19 protein-coding genes and 2 tRNA genes are annotated in these 19,922 nt (G+C 54.2%); 14 read left to right on the top strand and 7 right to left on the bottom strand.

Features of this window, described 5'->3' with window-relative positions:
* The first annotated feature begins 7 nt into the window (after nucleotides 1–7).
* From pdxY to NXT01_RS08310, 5 genes are read left to right on the top strand one after another with little or no spacing between them, the layout of a single operon-like run.
* Entirely contained in the window at nucleotides 8–859 is an 852-nt protein-coding gene (gene pdxY, locus NXT01_RS08290; RefSeq protein ID WP_259079927.1) for a pyridoxal kinase PdxY, read from the top strand.
* Nucleotides 860–895: 36 nt separating this feature from the next.
* The gene (gene era / locus NXT01_RS08295) at nucleotides 896–1,813 is read left to right on the top strand and encodes a GTPase Era (protein ID WP_259079936.1); all 918 of its coding nucleotides are present in this window, start codon (nucleotides 896–898) and stop codon (nucleotides 1,811–1,813) included.
* Entirely contained in the window at nucleotides 1,813–2,538 is a 726-nt protein-coding gene (gene recO, locus NXT01_RS08300; RefSeq protein WP_259079938.1) for a DNA repair protein RecO, read from the top strand. The genes era and recO overlap by 1 nt, the downstream gene beginning before the upstream one ends.
* A gap of 33 nt (nucleotides 2,539–2,571) precedes the next feature.
* On the top strand, nucleotides 2,572–3,309 hold the full coding sequence (locus NXT01_RS08305; RefSeq protein ID WP_259079941.1) for an isoprenyl transferase: 738 nt from the start codon (nucleotides 2,572–2,574) through the stop codon (nucleotides 3,307–3,309).
* Entirely contained in the window at nucleotides 3,306–4,388 is a 1,083-nt protein-coding gene (locus tag NXT01_RS08310) for a VIT1/CCC1 family protein (protein ID WP_259079946.1), read from the top strand. Before NXT01_RS08305 ends, NXT01_RS08310 begins: the two co-directional genes overlap by 4 nt.
* Before the next feature lie 28 nt (nucleotides 4,389–4,416).
* Here NXT01_RS08310 and NXT01_RS08315 read toward each other — a convergent pair whose 3' ends face one another.
* Nucleotides 4,417–4,842 carry a Fur family transcriptional regulator gene (locus NXT01_RS08315; protein ID WP_259079947.1) on the bottom strand — a complete coding sequence of 142 codons (426 nt, stop codon included), beginning with the start codon at nucleotides 4,840–4,842 and terminating at the stop codon, nucleotides 4,417–4,419.
* 343 nt (nucleotides 4,843–5,185) lie between these two features.
* Nucleotides 5,186–5,521, bottom strand: coding sequence for a metalloregulator ArsR/SmtB family transcription factor (locus NXT01_RS08320; protein WP_259079948.1), 336 nt, complete (start codon nucleotides 5,519–5,521; stop codon nucleotides 5,186–5,188).
* A 430-nt stretch (nucleotides 5,522–5,951) separates the two neighbouring features.
* On the opposite strand from NXT01_RS08320, the gene NXT01_RS08325 reads away from it, so the two are divergent.
* The gene (locus NXT01_RS08325; RefSeq protein ID WP_259079949.1) at nucleotides 5,952–7,337 is read left to right on the top strand and encodes a glycine--tRNA ligase; all 1,386 of its coding nucleotides are present in this window, start codon (nucleotides 5,952–5,954) and stop codon (nucleotides 7,335–7,337) included.
* A 5-nt stretch (nucleotides 7,338–7,342) separates the two neighbouring features.
* Nucleotides 7,343–7,897, top strand: a complete 555-nt coding sequence (locus tag NXT01_RS08330; RefSeq protein WP_259079950.1) for a hypothetical protein — start codon at nucleotides 7,343–7,345, stop codon at nucleotides 7,895–7,897.
* Between the two features lie 62 nt (nucleotides 7,898–7,959).
* On the opposite strand, the gene NXT01_RS08335 is transcribed toward NXT01_RS08330, so the two are convergent.
* Entirely contained in the window at nucleotides 7,960–10,026 is a 2,067-nt protein-coding gene (locus NXT01_RS08335) for a TPM domain-containing protein (RefSeq protein WP_259079954.1), read from the bottom strand.
* Between the two features lie 56 nt (nucleotides 10,027–10,082).
* Between NXT01_RS08335 and NXT01_RS08340 the strand changes: the two genes are divergently transcribed.
* Together NXT01_RS08340 and NXT01_RS08345 are read left to right on the top strand one after the other, a co-directional pair.
* Nucleotides 10,083–10,733, top strand: coding sequence for a YdcF family protein (locus tag NXT01_RS08340; protein WP_259079958.1), 651 nt, complete (start codon nucleotides 10,083–10,085; stop codon nucleotides 10,731–10,733).
* A 4-nt stretch (nucleotides 10,734–10,737) separates the two neighbouring features.
* Complete coding sequence (locus NXT01_RS08345) at nucleotides 10,738–12,015, top strand: deoxyguanosinetriphosphate triphosphohydrolase (protein ID WP_259079962.1); 1,278 nt, start codon at nucleotides 10,738–10,740, stop codon at nucleotides 12,013–12,015.
* Here the strand turns inward: NXT01_RS08345 and NXT01_RS08350 are convergent.
* Nucleotides 11,995–12,423 (bottom strand): ribonuclease domain-containing protein, encoded by a 429-nt coding sequence (locus NXT01_RS08350; RefSeq protein WP_259079963.1) that lies wholly within the window; start codon nucleotides 12,421–12,423, stop codon nucleotides 11,995–11,997. The two genes, NXT01_RS08345 and NXT01_RS08350, sit on opposite strands and share 21 nt — an antisense overlap.
* 71 nt (nucleotides 12,424–12,494) lie before the next feature.
* Between NXT01_RS08350 and glmS the strand changes: the two genes are divergently transcribed.
* Together glmS and dnaG are read left to right on the top strand one after the other, a co-directional pair.
* Nucleotides 12,495–14,348 carry a glutamine--fructose-6-phosphate transaminase (isomerizing) gene (gene glmS / locus NXT01_RS08355; RefSeq protein ID WP_259079965.1) on the top strand — a complete coding sequence of 618 codons (1,854 nt, stop codon included), beginning with the start codon at nucleotides 12,495–12,497 and terminating at the stop codon, nucleotides 14,346–14,348.
* A gap of 40 nt (nucleotides 14,349–14,388) precedes the next feature.
* The gene (gene dnaG, locus NXT01_RS08360) at nucleotides 14,389–16,284 is read left to right on the top strand and encodes a DNA primase (RefSeq protein ID WP_259079966.1); all 1,896 of its coding nucleotides are present in this window, start codon (nucleotides 14,389–14,391) and stop codon (nucleotides 16,282–16,284) included.
* A 42-nt stretch (nucleotides 16,285–16,326) separates the two neighbouring features.
* On the opposite strand, the gene NXT01_RS08365 is transcribed toward dnaG, so the two are convergent.
* The 3 genes from NXT01_RS08365 to NXT01_RS08375 form a co-directional block, all read right to left on the bottom strand.
* Nucleotides 16,327–16,938 (bottom strand): thiamine biosynthesis protein, encoded by a 612-nt coding sequence (locus NXT01_RS08365; protein WP_259079968.1) that lies wholly within the window; start codon nucleotides 16,936–16,938, stop codon nucleotides 16,327–16,329.
* Entirely contained in the window at nucleotides 16,938–17,183 is a 246-nt protein-coding gene (locus NXT01_RS08370; protein ID WP_259079970.1) for a hypothetical protein, read from the bottom strand. Before NXT01_RS08370 ends, NXT01_RS08365 begins: the two co-directional genes overlap by 1 nt.
* Before the next feature lie 114 nt (nucleotides 17,184–17,297).
* Nucleotides 17,298–17,371: transfer RNA gene (locus NXT01_RS08375), tRNA-Ile, on the bottom strand.
* Nucleotides 17,372–17,542: 171 nt separating this feature from the next.
* On the opposite strand from NXT01_RS08375, the gene NXT01_RS08380 reads away from it, so the two are divergent.
* The 3 genes from NXT01_RS08380 (at nucleotide 17,543) to NXT01_RS08390 (ending at nucleotide 19,813) form a co-directional block, all read left to right on the top strand.
* A tRNA-Asn gene (locus tag NXT01_RS08380) sits at nucleotides 17,543–17,615 on the top strand.
* Nucleotides 17,616–18,240: 625 nt separating this feature from the next.
* The gene (locus NXT01_RS08385; RefSeq protein ID WP_259079971.1) at nucleotides 18,241–19,002 is read left to right on the top strand and encodes a trimeric intracellular cation channel family protein; all 762 of its coding nucleotides are present in this window, start codon (nucleotides 18,241–18,243) and stop codon (nucleotides 19,000–19,002) included.
* A 10-nt stretch (nucleotides 19,003–19,012) separates the two neighbouring features.
* The gene (locus NXT01_RS08390; protein WP_396124773.1) at nucleotides 19,013–19,813 is read left to right on the top strand and encodes a serine hydrolase domain-containing protein; all 801 of its coding nucleotides are present in this window, start codon (nucleotides 19,013–19,015) and stop codon (nucleotides 19,811–19,813) included.
* Nucleotides 19,814–19,922 lie beyond the last annotated feature (109 nt).

Raw genomic sequence — 19,922 nt, forward strand, 5'->3', positions numbered from 1 at the left:
ACTCGATATGAGCATTCTTTCGATTCAATCCCACGTTTCCTATGGGCACGTGGGTAATTCTGCGGCAGTTTTCCCCCTCCAGCGTATCGGCCACGAGGTGTGGCCCGTGCATACCGTTAATTTTTCTAACCATACCGGTTACGGAGATTGGGGTGGTCAGCTCATTCCGGCTGACCACGTTCGCGATGTCATAGCCGGAATTTCCGCCCGCGGTGCTTTCGCCAATATCGAGGCCATTATCTCGGGCTATCAGGGTGGATCCGATATCGCTGAGGTTATCACCGAGACGGTTGCTGCGATAAAGAGAAAGAATCCTTCAGCTCAGTATGCCTGCGATCCCGTTATGGGTAATGCGAAGTCGGGGTGCTTTGTGTCGGAATTAATCCCGCCCTTGCTCCGCGACGTCGTCGTGCCTGTGGCAGATATCATCACCCCCAATCAGTTTGAACTGGGCTATCTCACGGGGATGGAGGCGAGCGATCTTGAGTCCACTATCGCTGCAGCTGATAAGGCGCGCGCCCTCGGTCCGCATACGGTTCTAGTGACCTCTGTGATGCGTCCGGGCCGGCCAGAGCACACCGTGGAAATGGTGGTTGTTAATGATGAGGGTGCGTGGATCATCCAAACCCCTTATCTCGACGTTAAGCGTAATGGCTCCGGGGATGTCACCGCAGCTTTATTTACCGGCCACTATATTCGCGATTTCGATGCCAAAAAGGCATTAGAAAAAACAGCGGCCGCCATCTTTGATCTTATTTCGATGACGTACGAAGAAAACTCTCGGGAATTGCTGTTGATTAAGGCCCAAGATTCCTTTGTGAATCCACACCATCATTTTGTGGCGTCGAAAATCCGCTAAGCTAAAGAAATCCCAACACTCAATCTAAGGAGAAGGGTGAATTTTACCGATACCCCCGAGGGATTCCGCTCCGGTTTCATCTCATTTGTAGGACGACCCAATTCGGGAAAGTCCACGCTCACCAACGCACTGGTGGGAGAAAAGATTGCGATTACCGCCAATCAGCCCGAGACAACCCGCCACCCCATTAGAGGCCTGGTGCACCGCGACAACGCCCAAATCATCGTCGTGGATACCCCGGGTCTACACCGCCCGCGCACGCTTTTGGGTGAGCGCCTCAATGAGGTGGTCAAAGATACCTATGCGGATATGGATCTGATTGCGGTCACGATCCCAGCCGATGAAAAGATTGGGCCGGGTGATCGCTGGATTGTGGACAATATTCGCAGCGTCGCCCCGAGAACGCCTCTGATGGGCATTGTGACCAAGGTGGATAAGGTCAGCCGCGATCAAGTGGCCGTGCAGCTGATGGCTTTGCATGAACTTCTCGGTAGTGAGTGCGAGGTGGTACCAGTCTCGGCGATCACGGGTGAACAGCGTGAGGTACTGATCGATGTGATTATCAATCAGCTTCCCGAGGGCCCGAAATTTTACCCCGATGATCACATCACCGACGACGATACCCCCACTCGGATTGCGGAGATCGTGCGCGAGGCCGCACTTGCTGGCCTCAAGGAAGAATTGCCTCACTCGGTGGCCGTGGAGGTTGACGAGATCATCCCGAGCACCGAACGTGAGGGAGTTCTCGATGTTCATGTCGTGATTTATGTGGAACGCCCGGGGCAGAAGAGCATTATTATCGGTCGCGGCGGACGCGGTCTGGGCCGGATCATTTTTAAAGCTCGACCCAGAATTATCGAGCTACTTGGCAGCAATGTTTTCCTTGACCTGCGGGTGAAGGTGTTGAAGAACTGGCAGTCTGATCCAAAGCAGCTCGGTCGCCTTGGATTCTAGTGGCTAGACAATCATATAAGGTGCGCGCGGTTGTCGTGCGCACTTATGATTTTGGAGAAGCCGATCGTATTGTTGTTCTCTTAAGTAAAGAGCATGGCATTATCCGTGCAGTAGCTAAGGGAGTCAGGCGCGCAAAAAGCCGCTTCGGATCGAGGCTGCAGCCCTTTGTGGAGATAGATGTACAGCTTTATCCGGGTCGTAATCTGGAGACTCTTACCCAAGCAGATACGGTGCGTTTTTTTGCCACCGGAATTGTGGAGGATTCGCAGCGTTTTATTGCCGCCACAGCAATTCTTGAAGTGGCGGAGCGCCTGGCTGAAGATGATCTTTATGATCTCGTTCTCGACCATATCGAACTGATGCGGCAGACGGCTTATCCCACGGTCGTCCTGGATGCATTCTTATTGCAAGCCATGCATATCGCGGGTTGGGCGCCCAGCCTCTTCCTGTGTGCGCAATGCCAGAAACCGGGGCCCCATCATGCTTTTCACCCGGCACCTGGGGGTGCGGTATGTGTGAATTGTCGGCCCCCCGGTTCCAAGGAATTAGATCCCGAAGCCTTGCATATAGCGTGGCTTCTCGAGCATCAATTCCTTGACAACGCGATCGAGATCATTGCGCAATCTTCGCATTTTCAGGCCGAAGTTCATCAGTTCGTGCGCCTCCATTTTCAGTGGTATGCCGAACGCAAAATTGCCGCCTTAGAAGTTCTCGATCAGGTTTAGGACTCGGCTGTCGCTAATGGCAAGATAGGAGAGGTGAGCGATAATCTACAGGCACCTCAAATAGATCCGCAGTTTATCCCCAATCATATCGCCCTCGTTATGGATGGCAATGGGCGGTGGGCTACGCAGCGCGGCTTAAAGCGTACCGAAGGGCACCAGCGCGGCGAAGCCGTACTGTTGGATATGGTCTCTGCTTGTTTAGCGCTAGGGGTAAAAAATCTCTCCGCCTATGCTTTTAGCACCGAGAACTGGCGGCGCAGCGTAGAAGAAGTGCGCTTTCTCATGGGCTTTAACCGTGATGTATTATCGCGCCAAAAAATGTGGCTTCATGAGCGTGGGGTGCGAGTTCGCTGGGTTGGCCGGCGCCCACGGCTATGGCGCAGTGTCATTAACGAACTTGAAGCGGCGGAAGAGCTCACCAAGAATAATGAGGCGATGACGCTGTATATGTGTGTTAATTACGGTGGTCGCGCGGAGATCGTGGACGGGGTTCGCGATATTGCCCGGAAGGTTCAGCAAGGCCTTTTAGATCCAGAAGACATAACGGAGAAGAATTTTCACATCTTTCTCGACGAGCCCGATATGCCCGACGTGGACTTATTCCTGCGACCGTCGGGGGAAAAGCGAACCTCAAATTTTTTGTTATGGCAATCTGCCTACGCGGAAATGGTTTATCAGAATAAGCTCTTCCCCGATTACACACCTGCTGATCTCTTTGACGCAGTTATTGAATATGCTCATCGTGACCGTCGTTTCGGAGGAGTGAAGTGACCCCTACCCCGGATGCCAAAACAATCCGCAAATGGCAGCAGTATCTGGCCAATGAGCGCGCCGAGGCCGCGGTTTATCGGCAGTTAGCTCATAAGAGAAGCGGTGAGGAGAAAGAGATCCTCTTAAGTTTGGCGCGTGCCGAAGAACGCCACGAGAAATACTGGCGCGAAAAGTTGGGTGATGATGTCGGGCTCCCGCGCCGCCCAGATTTTAGCACCTTAGTGCTGGCGTTTATGACCAAGCACTTCGGTTCTCTTTTTGCTCTTGCATTAATGCAGAACGCGGAAATGCGCAGTCCCTATGAGAAGGATGCGGATGCCACGGCGCAAATGCACGCTGATGAGATGATGCATGGCGAGGTCATTCGTGGTTTAGCTGCGGATGCCAGGGAGAAAATGAGTGGCTCCTTCCGTGCTGCTATTTTCGGTGCAAATGACGGCCTCGTCTCCAATTTGGCGCTCGTCTTGGGAGTGATGGGATCGGGCGTCGATTCTCGCTTCGTCCTTCTTGCGGGTATCTCTGGTTTGCTCTCAGGGGCTCTGTCTATGGCGGCCGGAGAATATATTTCGGTGAAGAGTTCTCAGGAGCTGCGCGAGGCGTCCGCCCCGGATCAGAAGGCGCAGCGCAGTGTGGCGGCACTCGATGTGGATGCCAATGAGCTCGCGCTGGTGTACCGAGCACGTGGATTAGGTGATCACGAGGCTCAACTCAAGGCAGAGCAGGTCTTAAATTCCTTAGCGGATTCCCATGATCAGGCGTTGATAGAAGAGTTTGGGGTGAACAGCGACATCGACTCCAAGGAAGCTATTCATGCGGCCATCTACAGCTTCTGTTGCTTTGCTGGGGGAGCATTTATCCCGCTTATCCCGTTTATCCTGGCTTTTCAATTTAGTGGCCTCGTCTTGGGTCTAGCAGGCATTATATTAGTTGGCATCGCCCTGATTGCTACGGGTAGTCTCACCGGTGTACTCTCCGGGAAACCTCCTGTGTACCGGGCGATCCGTCAACTGCTAATAGGACTCGGTGCTGCAGGTATCACCTATGTATTGGGTATGGCCTTTGGCACGATTATCGGCTGAACCCAGGGTTAGTGCCCTGGGTTAGGGGCTAGATAGTTGCGGCGCACTGTGAGCACGTGCCGTATATTTCGGCGTCATGTCCTGTAAGGGTGAAGCTATGGGCGCGGGAGACGTCCTTCGCCCACTCTTCGACCGGGCCACCTTCGACCTCAACTGTGTGTCCACATTGGGTGCACACGAGGTGGTGATGGTGAGCGTTATTGAGGCATTGCCGATAAAGGGTTTCGCCGTTGGACATGTGCAAAGCGTCGACTGCTTTGATCTCAGTCAGCGACTGCAGGGTGCGATAAACGGTTGTCAACCCTACCTTGAGATTTCTCTTGGTGAGTTCCTCGTGGATCGTTTTTGCGGAGGCGAAATTATCAAAGTCGCGAAGAACAGTGACGACAGCGGCGCGTTGGCGGGTGCTGCGGACACCGAGCTTCGGAACCCTCGGTTCTAAAGTGCGGTTCATGATTCCATTCCCTTTTATGATTTTTTAGCTTCATACGCGCCTGTCAGAGCGCTATTGGCACCAGGTAGGGTGTCAGACCTAGGAGGTGGTAGATGAAGCAAAACATTGCTATAGCTAGAAGTAAACAGGCCACGTGATGGAAAATTTCAAGAGCCTGAGCTGACTAGCTTCCATAGGGTGCTCACTGGTCGCGGGGACCGGTCAGCTGGAACAAACAGCACTTTACAGTCTAGCTATGACTCAAATCATACTAGATTTCGCTTTCATTAGCCGCAAAATGCCATCATGGGTTACGGTTTGATCCCGGATTTTCCGAGGGGTTGTTTTTTGTTTTAAAAGATATTTATCTCGATGATTCCGCTTGCATGGTGACCCGTTGAACAATGTCGAGCGCGAGGGGATTGCTAATGTGGTAAACGATTTTTCGGCCTTTTCGGGTACTACCCACGATGCCAGCTGTACGAAGTATCTTCAAGTGCTGGCTAATGAGCGGTTGGCTGCAGTCTAAGTGTTCGGCAATTTCGTTAACAAATAGGGGGCCGCCGCTTAAAAGCTGGATGATGCTTAAACGAGTGCTGCAGCTAAGGGAGGTAAAAAACCCCGCAGCCATTGTGAAATCGTGGCCCCAATTCATCGAGGTATTGCGGTTTTCTTGGGTGCCGGTTAATGATCCCATCATCTCTCCATCAGTCGTTGCGTTTGGCTAACTAAACACTGTTCAATCGATATATCCCCTTCGGTGTTAATGGAGGTGGAAAAATCGATAGGTCGACAGTGGTTACGTGTATATACCTAAACTGTAGCGTTCCTGATACTTAAATATAGCGGAGATTCTACCTCGTACCACTTCCTCGCTCAGAACTTTAAGAACTGCTCCCGAACAAAAGCCCATATATAAGGTATTTGGCCTGTTTGTTTACTTAGGTAAGCCTTATACTTCTCAAAAGTGCTTGCCGTAGGGCACCAATTCTCTTAGGGAACTCGTGGAGGAGATTCTCTTCGGCAATCGGCTTAGGCTTCTCAGTCAAGAACTAGTAAAGTTGGAGGAACTCCCCGCGATTAACTGGGGGAAGGCTAATTACTAAGAAACCTCAAGGAGACCTTTTTCCATGGCTCAAAGCTCAGTCATTGATACCGTAGTAAACCTCTGCAAACGCCGCGGCCTCGTATACCCGTGTGGCGAAATCTACGGTGGCACCCGCTCCGCGTGGGACTACGGCCCCTTGGGTGTCGAGCTCAAAGAAAATATTAAGAAACAGTGGTGGCGCACCTTCGTTCAAGGTCGCGCCGATATGGTTGGGCTCGATTCTTCTATTATCCTGCCGCGCCAAGTCTGGGAGGCCTCCGGCCACGTAGCCACATTCACCGACCCCCTCGTGGAGTCGTTGCACACCCACAAGCGCTACCGCGCCGATCACCTAATCGAAGCTTACGAGGCTAAGCACGGCCACAAGCCCGAAAATGGCCTCGCTGATATTCCCGACCCAGAAACCGGACAACCGGGTGCGTGGACCGAACCCCAGATGTTCTCCGGACTGATGAAAACCTTCCTCGGCCCAGTCGATAATGAGCAGGGGCTACACTATATGCGCCCTGAAACTGCTCAAGGTATCTTCGTCAACTTCAAAAACGTCATGACCACCGCCCGCATGAAACCACCCTTTGGAATCGGCCAGGTTGGTAAAGCCTTCCGCAACGAAATCACTCCGGGCAACTTCATCTTCCGAACCCGTGAATTCGAGCAAATGGAGATCGAGTATTTCGTACCTGAAAATCAGGCTCAAGAAAAATTCGACCAGTGGGTTAATGACTGTTGGAACTGGTTCATCGACCTCGGTATTAACCCCGACAATATGCGTCAGTTTGATGTCCCAGAGGAGGAGCGCGCTCACTATTCCGCCGGCACCATCGACTTCGAATACCGCTTCGGCTTCAAAGGTAGCGAGTGGGGCGAATTAATGGGCGTGGCTAACCGTACCGACTATGACCTCGGCTGCCATATTGAGCATTCCGGTGAGGACCTCTCCTACCACGACCAGGTCAACGGCGAGCGTTATGTCCCACATGTCATCGAGCCCTCCTTCGGCCTCACCCGCGCCATGATGGCGTTCCTATGCGATGCCTACTACGAGGATGAAGCCCCGAATGCCAAGGGCGGGGTGGACAAGCGCGTAGTTTTACGCCTCGATCGCCGTTTGGCTCCCGTCAAGGTCGCGGTATTGCCACTATCGAAAAAAGACACCTTAACCCCAACAGCAGAGCGCATTGCGCAATCGCTGCGGAAATTCTGGAATGTCGATTATGATGTCGCGGGTGCTATTGGACGCCGCTATCGTCGACAAGACGAGATCGGCACCCCCTTCTGCGTTACGGTCGATTTTGATTCACTCGACGATGACTCCGTAACCGTGCGCGAACGCGATACCATGGAGCAAGAACGCGTCAAGATCTCCGAACTGGAGTCCTATCTAGCCGCCCGATTGGTAGGTTGTTAACAGATATGTCCGATCCCATATACACCCAGTGGGCCAAGCGCACGGGCGAGTTTGCACGCCTGCTCGACCCAGTGGAAGATGAAATCGCGGTATTCCCACTCAAGGTCGGCTCCGAGCCCGATACTGCCATGGTGGGAACTAGTCCGTGGAAGGTACGCGCCGATAAGAACGAGCTCGAGGCCACGCTGCCAACCGCGCAGGTGTATCGCGCAACCACTGGCGATAAGCCCTTTGGTCGATCGCATGAGATCACCATCGATCTTGCCGGAACTAAAATCCGAGCCGTCAATGAAGGTGGTCAAGATTGGGTATACCTCGACGCCACCAATCGCAAAGTCGGGCAGTTTTCTGGCGGCAATAACGGGGTTCGGAAAGCCATTACGGAATTCGCCGACGAGACCGGGCGCAGTACCGACGATATTCTAAGCCCTGAGCAGCGCGTATTCCTCTCGTGGGTGACTCGCACGCAATTAGAGTCGAAGATGATGTCAATGACTCTGGCGCTCATCCTCACCTCCCTCATGGCCATTGCGATTACAATATTCACCCTGCTAACCTAATCGCACTGACCCAGTAAAAAAAGATCCGGTTCACATAGCCTGTGAACCGGATCTTTTTGGGACTAGAAGCTGCCTCCGCGGGAGCCGCCACCGCCGAAACCGCCGCCGCGGGAGCCGCCCCCAAAACCGCCTCCCCCGAAGCCTCCGCCGCCGAAACCGCCACCAAAACCTCCGCCGAAGCCCCCGCCGCGGCGGCCACCGCTCAGAAGTTCATTAATGACCATTCCGGCGACAAATGAACCTGTTCCACCCCCGGAACGCGGAGTGGAGTGACGCATCCGGTAATCGTCATCATCGCGTTGCGCTAAGGTGAGCGCGGACTGGGCTAATTGAGCCGCCTGCCTTGCGTAATTAATCGCCTGACGGGTATGACGGTTACGTTCATTTTCAGCCTGTGCATAGGACCGCTCAGCCTCCGCCAACTTGGTGCGCGCCCCCGCCCGGACGATGCGCCCTCGCGTAGAAATCAGATCCCGCGCGGCCCGAATATGAGCAGCAGCGACATCAGCTTGTTGCGTATATACCTGCAGAAGGCGAGCATGACTTGTGGTACCCTCCTGGATTTGCTCGAGCATCTCATCAAGACGCGCATCGCAATCACTCAATAGAGTCCAGGTACCCAGGGGATCAGTCTGGGCATTCGTCCGAGCTTGCTCAACCACGTGGCGCGCCTGCTCAATAGTCTCTTCCACAGCCTGCCAATTCATCGGAGTCCCCTGAGATTCGCCCTGCGCGCGAATATCTATGGCTTGCTGGATCTCCTCCTCAATTTCGGTAATGAGACCTCCGATGCCTGCACGCGCGCGATTAATATCACTGTGCGCATGTTCGATAGCTTTAAGCATCCGATCAGTTTGCGCACTCGCGGCTTCGGCCAGGCGAATGGCATCGACGAGCCCACCTTGTTCACCTGCGGGGCGATTAAGGAGACTGCGCCCGATATCAAGCTGCTGGTCAGCTTCTTTGAGGGCGGCTTGGGCGATCTCAATATTATGAGCGATCGGGCTTAAGATTGGCTCCTCAAATTCTTCCTTGAGGGCGTCGAGCTGCGCCTCAGCCTCAGGGAGACGTGCATATAATTCCACTGTCTCTCGCGTAATTCGGTCTAAATTATCCTGGGCGTGGACAAGTAGGTTGCGCAACTGGGCAAAATTATTTGCCTGTGCCTCGAGTGCATCATCGGCTTGGCCACACGAGGAAATAATATCGACGAGCAATCCGCGTTTTTCGACCTCGCCCGCATAGAGGCCGCCGTCGAGTTGGCGCTTTAATTCAAAGGCCTTCTGCAAGGTATGTGTGGAATGATTCATTGCGCTGGTGAAGGCCCGAGTGCGTTCGGCCCCAAATTCTGCCATAGCGATATCGAGCTCGGTGCGCGCCCGCTGAATCGATTCATCGGTACTCACCAACTCCTCAGCAGCAAGCTGCTCTAAAGTATCCAGCGGTAGTTGCTGCAACGCAGAGGGCTGGGCGGGATCAAGAGCGCGCGCCTTCTCTAAAATCTCCTGAGTAGATTTCTTCGACTTCCGACGAGTTGCGGCATATATCCCCCCTCCCGCCAGGGCAGTGGCGCCGAGACCTCCGACAACCCATCCCCACGAACCGTCTGAGTCCGAGGCAGGATCTACGGCAATCATGGTGCCGGCAGGATGTGCGGCATCCATCAACGCCACGGCAGATCCCGCAAAATCTCTCGCACTCAACGCCTGCGAGGAGGCATTCCACATGGCATCGAGCTCAGCGGAACTAAAGCCAGAGCCACCGGTAAAACCATAACTATTTGCCCCAATCACCATAACGATATCCCGGGGGTGCGCCGCACCCTCATTGAGGACCTGCTCACTCCAAGCCTCGGGGGTCAAGCCATCAAAATCATTGACCATTACCAAGGTAAACGTGCCATCCTCACCGGCAGCATAATCAGCAGCACGCTCATTAATCCACTCGATATCATTGGCGCTTAAGCGATCGGTGAAATCAGTCACGACTTGGGGATAGCTCACCGCGGGTTCCGCGATAACGTTCAGGGTGCTGGCATAGGCCAGGGGAGCAGCTGCTAAGAATCCGCAGACGCTGAATCCCAAGATCCCCACGGCAGTAGTAAAGGTGCGTGATAGCGATGATGTCATACCCTCTACAATAGCTAATCACAGCCATATCTCTAGGGGCGATTACACTGGCACCCATGTTTCGTCTCGTCCTCCTCCCGCCCTTTTTTCTAGGCCTCACGATCTGGAGCTACGGGGTGCTGCGCACAGGCAGCGTGCCCCATACGCACGCCCCGTTTCTCGTACTAGGTGCAGCCCAAAAAGAGGGCCGGCCATCGCCCATATTCGCCCAGCGCCTTAAGTGGGCTGCAGAGCTTCACCAGCGTGATCGCAATCAAGAAATCATGACGGTGGGCGGAAAGATGCCGGGAGAATCCCACTCTGAGGCCGACGTGGGCCGCCAGACTCTTGAAGAGATGGGGGTAGCAGCGGACAAGATCCGGGTGATCGCCTCAGGTCATGACACCCGCGGCTCCCTTATCGATGTCGCAGCTATGTGCCCACCACCGTGGATCGTGGTTACTCACCCCTCCCATGCCTTGCGGGTGCATCTTTTGGGGGAACTGGAAGGCTTTGATTTTCAGCTGTCACCTACGCCTTATCATTCAGGTGTAGTAAAAGTGGGTCCGCTCATTCACGAAATGGGAGGAGTGACAGTATTAGCAGTTGAGCGATTTATCTCGCCCAGGCTGGCCAAAGTCGTCCAGCGCTGGCTTCGCCGCCTCCAGGCATACTTCACACCACACCGCCTTGCTCGGGCAAAGCTATTGGAAAAAGCCTTAGAATAGGTGCATGATTTCCGCATACGGCTACTCCGACCATGACCGTCAGCGGCTTTATGAGGAGCCTGCTAAGCACCACGGTTTGGCTTCCACCCCTGAGGAACGCGGACCGTTCGCCCGTGATCGCGCACGGGTCCTGCACTCAGCAGCCCTGCGGCGCCTTGCTGACAAAACCCAAGTCGTAGGTCCCCGCGACGGAGACACCCCCCGCACTCGGCTCACCCATTCGCTCGAGGTAGCTCAGATTGCCCGCGGTATCGGGTCGTCCCTGGGGCTGAATGCCGATCTCTGCGAGATGGCCGGACTCACCCACGATATTGGGCATCCGCCTTACGGCCACAACGGGGAACAAGCCCTCAATATGCTCGCCACCGAGTGCGGAGGCTTCGAAGGTAATGCTCAGACCCTGCGCATCCTAAGCCGCTTAGAACCAAAAGTGCTTCTTGATTCAGGGGAGAGTGTAGGACTCAACCTCACGCGCGCCAGTTTGGATGCGGCATGTAAATATCCACGCACACGCACCAACCCTGACGGCAGCACCAACCGTAAATACGGCTGCTATGACGAGGACGCGGAGCTTCTTGAGTGGGTGCGCGCCGGACATGAGGATCAACAAAGCTCCATGGAAGCCCAAACTATGGATTTTTCGGACGATATCGCCTACAGCGTTCACGATGTCGAGGACGGGATCGTGTCCGGCCGCATTGATCTAGCAGTGCTCTGGGATTTCGTCGAGCTGGCTGCGCTTGCGGATAAAGGTGCGGAGGCTTTCGGAGGTAGTATCGACGGCCTCATCGATGCAGCCGGCGCACTGCGGGAATTACCGGTGGTCAAACGCGCCGCAGACTTCTCGGGGACTTTTCAAGGCTATTGTGATCTCAAGGCTTTGACCTCGCAGCTCGTTGGTCGGTATATCTCGGCGGTAGTCGCCGCAACCCGGTTAGCCAACGATATGCCCGTCGGACGCTGCTTAGGCACACTCGTGGTACCTGAGACCGTTGTGAACGAGGTCACCTTACTCAAAACCATTGCGGTGCTGTATGTTATGGAAGACGAGCACCACCAGCAGCGTCAAGATCGACAACGCGATCGACTCTTCCGAGTCTATGATTATCTTGAGGCCTCGGGTCCAGGTGCCCTTGATCCGCTCTACGAATATTTTTTCGAGCGGGCCCAAACCTCAGCCCAGCGTCAGCGGGTAATAATCGATGCCATTGCCTCCATGACAGAGTCGCGCCTCGAGCGAGTGGCGCACCGTAGCGCTGAGCTACGGTCCTACTTCAGTTAGGCGATTACTCTCCGCATCAGGGATCAGGCAGAAAGACTGATAATGATCGGGGGAGAAGTACCACCTATCCGGGTCTGTGTCACTTCCACCACCTGTGACGATGCGCAGGGGGCCGCGGTGGTTGAGGCCTGGAGTTTTAACTGTGTACTCGCGGTACTGCGAGTCTAAAGGAAGCAATCCCTCGTAATTGCCAAAGTGCCGATTATCATCGGCCGGAAAATCATACGGCCCACCACTGCGGATATCGCGGATAGTCTCCCACGCTTGGTCGGGGAGATCTTTAACATAACACTCGGAAAAAGCATTACCTGGAAAATCTGGGTAGCTCATATCGGTGTTAAACTCTTCGCCGAAGAAAAACATGGCTATTATCATCACACCACCGAGGGCTACGAGGAGTCGACGCATAGTTATATATTCTCGCAGATTTTTAAAAAAAAATTAGTGCAAGAAAGCAGAGCTGCAGTACATTTGGGGCTATGTGCGGAATTGTAGGATATATTGGCCAAGATCAACCCCAAGCTCTCGACGTGGTCCTTCAGGGACTCAAGCGCCTCGAATACCGAGGTTACGATTCTGCTGGTGTGGCGCTCATAGCTAACGAGCAGCTGTATATGCGCAAAAAAGCCGGGAAGGTCAAAGACCTCGAAGCAGAGATCGCGGCTCATCCTGTGCAGCCTTCTCGGATCGGGATCGGACACACCAGGTGGGCAACCCACGGTGGTCCCACCGATGCCAATGCGCACCCGCACCTAGCCGATCATGGGGCGCTTGCACTCGTTCACAACGGCATCATTGAGAATTTTGCTGAATTAAAAGCCGAGCTAATAAGCACTGGCATCGAAATTATTTCTGATACCGATACCGAGATTGTCGCTCACCTTATTGCCTATGAGCTACACCAGTTGGGTGATCTTGAATCCGCAATGCGGGCTGTCTGCCAGCGGCTGGAAGGAGCGTTTACACTCCTGGCCATACACCAGAATGCCCCCGACCGAATCGTGGCCGCTCGCCGCAATTCTCCTCTAGTACTCGGTGTGGGCCATAACGAGATCTTCCTCAGCTCCGATGTCTCCGGCTTTATCGACTACACCAGGGATGCCGTTGAGATAGCAAATGACAGCATCGTGACGGCTACCGCCACCGGATACGAGATCACCGACTTCGACGGAGCCCCCATCACAGGAAGCGCATTCAGGGTGGAGTGGGATGCCAAAGCCGCCGAAAAAGAGGGCTTCGACTCCTTTATGGAAAAGGAAATCCACGACCAGCCCGCCGCCGTTCGCGATACTCTTCTCGGGAGGGTCGATGCCACCGGCCATATTGTTCTAGACGAACTCCATATCGACGAGAGCATTCTGCGGTCGGTGGATAAGATCATTGTCATCGCCTGTGGTACCGCCGCCTATTCTGGCCTGGTGGCGCGCTATGCCATCGAACACTGGTGCCGGATCCCTACGGAAGTGGAACTCGCCCATGAATTCCGTTATCGCGATCCCATCGTGAACGAAAAGACCCTCGTTGTGGCGGTCTCCCAGTCTGGGGAGACTATGGATACCCTCATGGCGGTTCGCCATGCCCGTGAACAAGGAGCCAAAGTGGTGGCCATCTGCAATACCCACGGATCCACAATCCCGCGAGAATCCGATGCAGTAATTTATACGCACGCCGGACCCGAAATCGCTGTGGCCTCCACGAAAGCATTCCTAGCCCAGATCACCGCTTCCTATATCCTTGGACTCTACCTTGCGCAATTGCGCGGAAATATGTTCAGCGACGAAGTAGCAGCCATTTACGGGGAACTGCGCCGCATCCCAGAGAAGATCGCACGAGTTTTAGAATCCGAGCCTGATATTCAACACCTAGGGCGCAGGCTCTCTACGGCACAATCTGTCCTCTTCCTTGGTCGCCATGTTGGCTTCCCCGTCGCCCTCGAAGGGGCTTTAAAGCTCAAGGAAATCGCCTATATTCATGCGGAAGGGTTCGCCGCGGGCGAACTCAAGCACGGCCCCATCGCCCTCGTTGAAAAAGGGCAGCCTATCTTCATGGTGGTTCCTAGCCCGAGAGGACGAGGATTACTACACGCCAAAGTGCTCTCGAGCATTCAAGAAGTTAATGCCCGCGGCGCCTATACCATCGTGATCGCCGAGGAAGGGGATGAGAAGGTGACAGAATGCGCGCACCATATTATCCGCGTTCCCACCACCCCCAGCCTCATGCAGCCATTGGTTGCAACCGTGCCCTTGCAGATCTTTGCAGCAGCCGTCGCTAAAGCCAAGGGCTATGACGTGGACCAGCCGCGCAATCTCGCAAAAAGTGTGACGGTGGAATAGGGAGCGGAAAAATTATCGGCTCTTGTTACACTCATACACTATGGGCAAAGGACGAATTCCGGAATCTGATATTCAGGCCATACGCGAACAGGCAGCGATCGAGGAGATCGTCGGCGAGTACGTCCAGCTCAAACCCGCCGGAGCCGATAGCCTCAAGGGCTTAAGCCCCTTTAAGGATGAAAAGACTCCGTCTTTTCATGTGCGCCCGCAACACGGCTATTTCCACTGCTTTTCCACAGGAAAAGGCGGAGATGTTTTTACCTTCCTCATGGAAATGGAACATATGTCCTTTCCTGAGGCAGTGGAAGCAGTGGCCGAGCACATCCATTACCGCATCAATTACCAAGGCGGAACCACAGGTGCGCCGGCCGTTGAGCCCGGCACCCGCAAACGTCTGATTGAAGCCAATCGGGCCGCTCACCGCTTCTACCGGGAACAACTTGAAACTCCCGAGGCAGAGACGGCGCGCCGTTTCCTGCTTGACCGAGGCTTTAGCAAGGATCTTATCTATACCTTCGAATGCGGCTACGCACCTGAAGGGTGGGATACCACGACCAAGCACCTGCTGAAATCCTTTAGTTTCAAAGAGTTGGAGGCGGCCGGAATTTCTACCATGGGCAAACGCGGCCCCGTGGATCGTTTCAGGCGGCGGCTAATATGGCCCATTAAATCCACCTCCAGTGATGTTATCGGCTTCGGCGCCCGCAAGCTGTTCGATGACGACACTTTGGGAAAATATATGAATACCCCTGAGACCATCTTGTATAAGAAGTCCAAGGTGCTCTTTGGTTTAGATAAAGCCAAAAAAAGTATCGCCCACAAGCATCAGTGCGTGGTCGTCGAAGGCTATACCGATGTCATGGCTATGCACGCGGCCGGCGTCGACACGGCTGTAGCGTCCTGCGGTACCGCTTTCGGCCCGGATCACCTCCAGATGATTCGGCGGCTCATGCTTGACGATAGCTATTTCCGCGGTGAATTAATCTATACCTTCGACGGCGATGAAGCCGGGAAAAAAGCCGCGGTGCGTGCCTTCGATGGGGATCAAAAATTCACCGGACAGTCCTATGTCTCCGTCGCTCCCGACGGGATGGACCCGTGCGATTTGCGGCTGGAAAAAGGCGATGCAGCTCTGCGGGATCTGGTGGCGCAGCGCCAACCAATGTTTGAATTTATCATTCGCAACCTCATCAGTGACTACCCCCTTGATTCCGCCGAAGGGCGCCTCCAAGCCCTGCGGCGCACCGTCCCTATCGTCGCTGGTATACATGACCGGGCGCTGCGAGACGAGTACGCACGGCAACTCGCCGGATGGGTGGGCTGGCCCAACGAAAGAGAGGTTCTCAACCAGGTACGAGCGGCAGCGAAATCCCCTCAACAATCCCAACCGCCTAGGCGTGCCCAACGCTTTTCTCCCAACACCGACCAGGCTCCTGCCACCCAGATGCTCAGCCACCCCGATCCTAAAGATAGTCAGCTATGGCCGGAGCGGGAAGTGTTGAAACTGGCGCTGCAATTTCCTCAGACCGCGGGGAGCTTTTTCGACGGATTGAGTGAGGAGAGCTTTGGGCACGAGACCTATAAGGTGATCGCCCGGGCCATTGCTAAGGTCGGGGGTTGTGAGCACGCTGCTGAAGATTTCATCGCCCAGGTGGCAGAAAAAATTCCTGACCTTATTGGACGCTCCGTGCTTTCGGAACTCGTAGTGGAAGAATTCCACACTGATTTTGATGATCCATCAGATCTTGATGCCTATGCTACGAAGGCCCTCTCACGCCTGCAGGAGAAGCGAGTAGGTAATCAGATTGCCATTTTGAAAAGCCAGCTGCAAAGAATGCGCCCCGACGAGGACGGTGATTCCTACCGTGATCTCTTCGCCGATTTGGTGGCCCTTGAGCAGGCCCGTCGAGAACTCATCGAGCGGATATTCTCCTAAAGAAAAAGCCCACCGAAGTGGGCTTTTTTATTTTTGAGATTCCTAGGCCTTAAACGCAACAGGGATGGCAGCAACAGGGCGGAAGCCCTCAGTGTGATCACCGAAAACCTGCAATAAGCAAGCATCAGTGGAACAATCGACACCCTCACCAACAGCGGTAGCAGTCAAGGTAAAAGTAGCGGTGCCGTCGTCGGAGATCTTCACGGTGCCGCTATCGTCGCCTTTCAGCCACGCAGCGGTATTGGGGTCAGTCAAGGTGCCTGTACATAGTGGTGCAGCACCATCGGGGGTGGGAGTCTTGCAAATAGCCGTATAATAACCAGCTTCCGCGGCCAGCCCAGTGATCTCTACATCGACGAGCTCTCCCTCAGTGAGTTCGGTTGCGGAGAGAGCTACCGTGACGTTTTCTTCCCTGGGTGCGGCTTTTTCCACACTCGTGGTCATCTCGGCGGCTTCCATATCCTCCATACCCTCGGTGCTCTTAACGGCCACCTGACCGTCTACCGCGGTATCGACTTTCTTGTCGGAATCAATATGAGAAGGAGGGGTACATGCCGCAAGGCCGAGTCCTGCAATGGTGAGGGATGAGAGGGCGACTGCGGAAAAGCGCAGGGAACGTGCCATAATCGTGTCCTTAAATGTCTTTCTAGTCATTAATCGTGGTCTACTTCAAAGATTTCGGGGTCGTTCTTACTCTTCTTCACGCCTTTGACTTCGCGCAAACGAGGCTGAGGGTCAAGCTTATTGGCAAGAGCGGAACGAGTTTTTCCGAGCGCGTATTTGGTGACGGGGGAGTTCATCGTCGCCCGGTAACCCCGCTTCATTTGTTCGTACCGGCGTCTACCGGCCTTGGTGCCAAAAATATAGCCAGCAGCGGCCCCGACGACGAATTGAAACATCTGGATAAAACTCCCTTTGCTCGGTTGAAATCTGACTTCCAACTCTACCGAAAATACCCTTGATGTGCAGCTAAGAAAAAGATCCCTGCACCATACAGGTGCAGGGATCTTTTGTGGGGCCACCGGGGCTCGAACCCGGGACCAACGGATTATGAGTCCGCGGCTCTAACCGACTGAGCTATAGCCCCAAAAAATAAAATACCAGCTAAGTACTCAGAAGAATAATTGGCAAAACTCATCTCAGATCGCGAGTAAAATTATTGGCGATGAGCTGCTAATTTGTGCCACTTTGCGGTCCTGTGTATAGTTTCAATCGTTGCCACGGAGGCGCTTTAAGTACAAAGCTTCTCAAAGCATATTCCCCCATAGCTCAATTGGCAGAGCATTCGACTGTTAATCGAAGGGTTACTGGTTCGAGTCCAGTTGGGGGAGCATAACAACCCAGGCTGATAATCAACAGTCTGGGTTTTTTCGTATGCGTTTTGCCTTGCTTCGCACATGCTCCCTTCTGGACCTTAGCTGGTGCGAATTTATTTGGTGAGCCGCGCCCAGATGCATGCAGTCCACAAGCCTGCCTGCAGGGGAGTGCTATCTCCCTACGATCTACACGCGAGGAGCGAGCACTAGTGGAGGCCCTAGCAGCAGCCAGTGCAGGATCTCTGTGCTGTAGTGTGCTCAGACCGTAACGAGCTCACATTCACGCTGCTCAGGGCTATATCCGGCGCGACCTCCTCGAGTAGATCGCGGGGTTCATGTCCACAAGGTAAAAACCTGGGAGGTGTGCCTCATCTAACAACCGAGAAAATTAAAGCGGAGAATTGCACCCTACCCTTAGATCGCACGCCTCACATGCTAAAGCATGATCAGGTGAGAAAAATATAAATTCAGCTCCTGACTGCTGGCTCGCATTTATGTCAGTAGACCCCAACGAATGGACTGCTAGATTTTCCCACGGTGGAGGATGAACCACTCTTAGGATATCGCCAAAAATTTTTGTACAGTTAGTGATTGCTGTGCCATTAGATCGTCGTTGTACAAAAAGAAAGCTCGGTGCGAAGTGGCTGACGTCGACCCCTTGATTTGGAATCTCTACCAAATTTTTGACCTCATAGGGGTTGTCCTCAATGGAATCATTGGGGGCACGATTGCGCGGCAGCGGAATTTTGACTTCGTAGGTTTTGTCTTCCTAGCCCTATTTTCGGCACTCGGTGGTGGTATGATCCGTGATGTGCTCATGCAGCGCGGTACCGCTGCGGCCATCGCTGATCCCACCTACCTCCTCCTTGCCCTACTCGGCGCGGTGATTGCCCTCGTCACCGCACTCAAAGGTCGTGCGTGGGAGCTCTTCAAGGTACATGCCGATGCCATTATCCTAGGTGTCTGGGCTGTCACCGGGTGCGTGAAGGCAGTGACCTTCGATATGCCGCTTGTTTCTGCGGTATTCATGGGCGTCATAACCGCCGTGGGCGGCGGAATGATCCGAGATGTTGTCACCGGGCAAGTGCCCACAATTTTCGGCGGAGGCACACTCTATGCAGTACCTGCTTCTGCGAGTGCCGCAGCCATGGCCTTTAGTCATGCTGCAGGCCATGACGTTATCGGGATGATTATTGCGCCACTAATTGGGGCGGGTCTTGCGATTATTGCCTACTGGCGCGGATGGGTCCTCTTTAGAAGCTCCGAGTGGGCACCTGTGAATATGACGGCAGCCCAGCTGAGAGCTCTTATCAAGCGCGCGGAGCGCAAGGGGTGGAATAAAGGGCGCGGTTCTAATCCCACCTTCGAGGGGGAGTTTAAAAACACCAAGCAAGCGCGCTAAGTTAAGAATTATGTCTTCCGATTTCAGCCAGTGGCCTGTCGATACCGTGTCCGCAGCAATCATGAGCGATCCTGCGCAGCCACCTCAGCTATACGGCGATCCGCAGCATATTTTTGAGCTCGCAAGTGTGACGAAACTTCTTGCAGCCTACGGCTTCCTCATCGCCTATGAAGAAGGCATTTTCGAGCTGGACGAGGAGATCTTCCCCAACAACATCACCGCGAGACACCTGCTCAGCCACGCCTCGGGAGTCGGTTTTAGCGCCTCTGACAGCGCAAAGCCACCACTGACGCGGCGCATCTACTCCTCCTACGGGTTTGAGATGCTAGCGCAGAAAGTGCAAGCAGAAGCAGAGATGAGCTTTGCCACCTACCTCGATGAAGCGATATTCCAGCCCTTAGGAATGACTGCTACTTCTTTATGGGGATCGGCAGGGCACGAGGCGCGAAGTTGTGTGCGAGATCTCCTAGCGTTCATGCAAGAGCTCACTCACCCTCAGCTACTTGCCTCTGAAACCCTAAAACAGGCGTGGACCGTCCAGTACCCACAGCTAGATGGGATTGTGCCAGGCTATGGCATGCACAAACCCTGCCCCTGGGGCTTAGGATTCGAGATCCATGGAGAAAAATCGCCGCACTGGTTGGGTCGGTCCATGCCTGCCGATATAGTGGGCCACTTTGGGCAGTCGGGCACTTTTATGTGGGTGCACCCCCGTAGCGGCAAAGGTGCGGTGGTGCTGACTGATCGCCCCTTTGGTCCGTGGGCTAAAGATCTGTGGGCTGTGGCCAACGAAGAGATCTTTAAAGCTTAACTTTAGCTTTAATAAATAGGTGGTGAGCTGGGGGTTAAAGCTCGCCTTGAGAGTTGATTTGTGGCTTCATTCTGCGTTGAATCATAGGGTGATTCCTTTTGTTTATTCA

The organism is Corynebacterium sp. ES2775-CONJ (assembly GCF_024814515.1).
Classification (GTDB): Bacteria; Actinomycetota; Actinomycetes; order Mycobacteriales; family Mycobacteriaceae; genus Corynebacterium.

Bases quoted from the DNA above. Each gene is read 5' to 3' on its own strand.
- pdxY (WP_259079927.1), top strand. From the start codon at position 8: ATGAGCATTCTTTCGATTCAATCCCACGTTTCCTATGGGCACGTGGGT.
- NXT01_RS08315 (WP_259079947.1), bottom strand. From the start codon at position 4,842: ATGAACCGCACTTTAGAACCGAGGGTTCCGAAGCTCGGTGTCCGCAGC.
- NXT01_RS08320 (WP_259079948.1), bottom strand. From the start codon at position 5,521: ATGATGGGATCATTAACCGGCACCCAAGAAAACCGCAATACCTCGATG.
- NXT01_RS08325 (WP_259079949.1), top strand. From the start codon at position 5,952: ATGGCTCAAAGCTCAGTCATTGATACCGTAGTAAACCTCTGCAAACGC.
- NXT01_RS08330 (WP_259079950.1), top strand. From the start codon at position 7,343: ATGTCCGATCCCATATACACCCAGTGGGCCAAGCGCACGGGCGAGTTT.
- NXT01_RS08335 (WP_259079954.1), bottom strand. From the start codon at position 10,026: ATGACATCATCGCTATCACGCACCTTTACTACTGCCGTGGGGATCTTG.
- NXT01_RS08340 (WP_259079958.1), top strand. From the start codon at position 10,083: ATGTTTCGTCTCGTCCTCCTCCCGCCCTTTTTTCTAGGCCTCACGATC.
- NXT01_RS08345 (WP_259079962.1), top strand. From the start codon at position 10,738: ATGATTTCCGCATACGGCTACTCCGACCATGACCGTCAGCGGCTTTAT.
- NXT01_RS08350 (WP_259079963.1), bottom strand. From the start codon at position 12,423: ATGCGTCGACTCCTCGTAGCCCTCGGTGGTGTGATGATAATAGCCATG.
- glmS (WP_259079965.1), top strand. From the start codon at position 12,495: ATGTGCGGAATTGTAGGATATATTGGCCAAGATCAACCCCAAGCTCTC.
- dnaG (WP_259079966.1), top strand. From the start codon at position 14,389: ATGGGCAAAGGACGAATTCCGGAATCTGATATTCAGGCCATACGCGAA.
- NXT01_RS08365 (WP_259079968.1), bottom strand. From the start codon at position 16,938: ATGACTAGAAAGACATTTAAGGACACGATTATGGCACGTTCCCTGCGC.
- NXT01_RS08370 (WP_259079970.1), bottom strand. From the start codon at position 17,183: ATGTTTCAATTCGTCGTCGGGGCCGCTGCTGGCTATATTTTTGGCACC.
- NXT01_RS08390 (WP_396124773.1), top strand. From the start codon at position 19,013: ATGTCTTCCGATTTCAGCCAGTGGCCTGTCGATACCGTGTCCGCAGCA.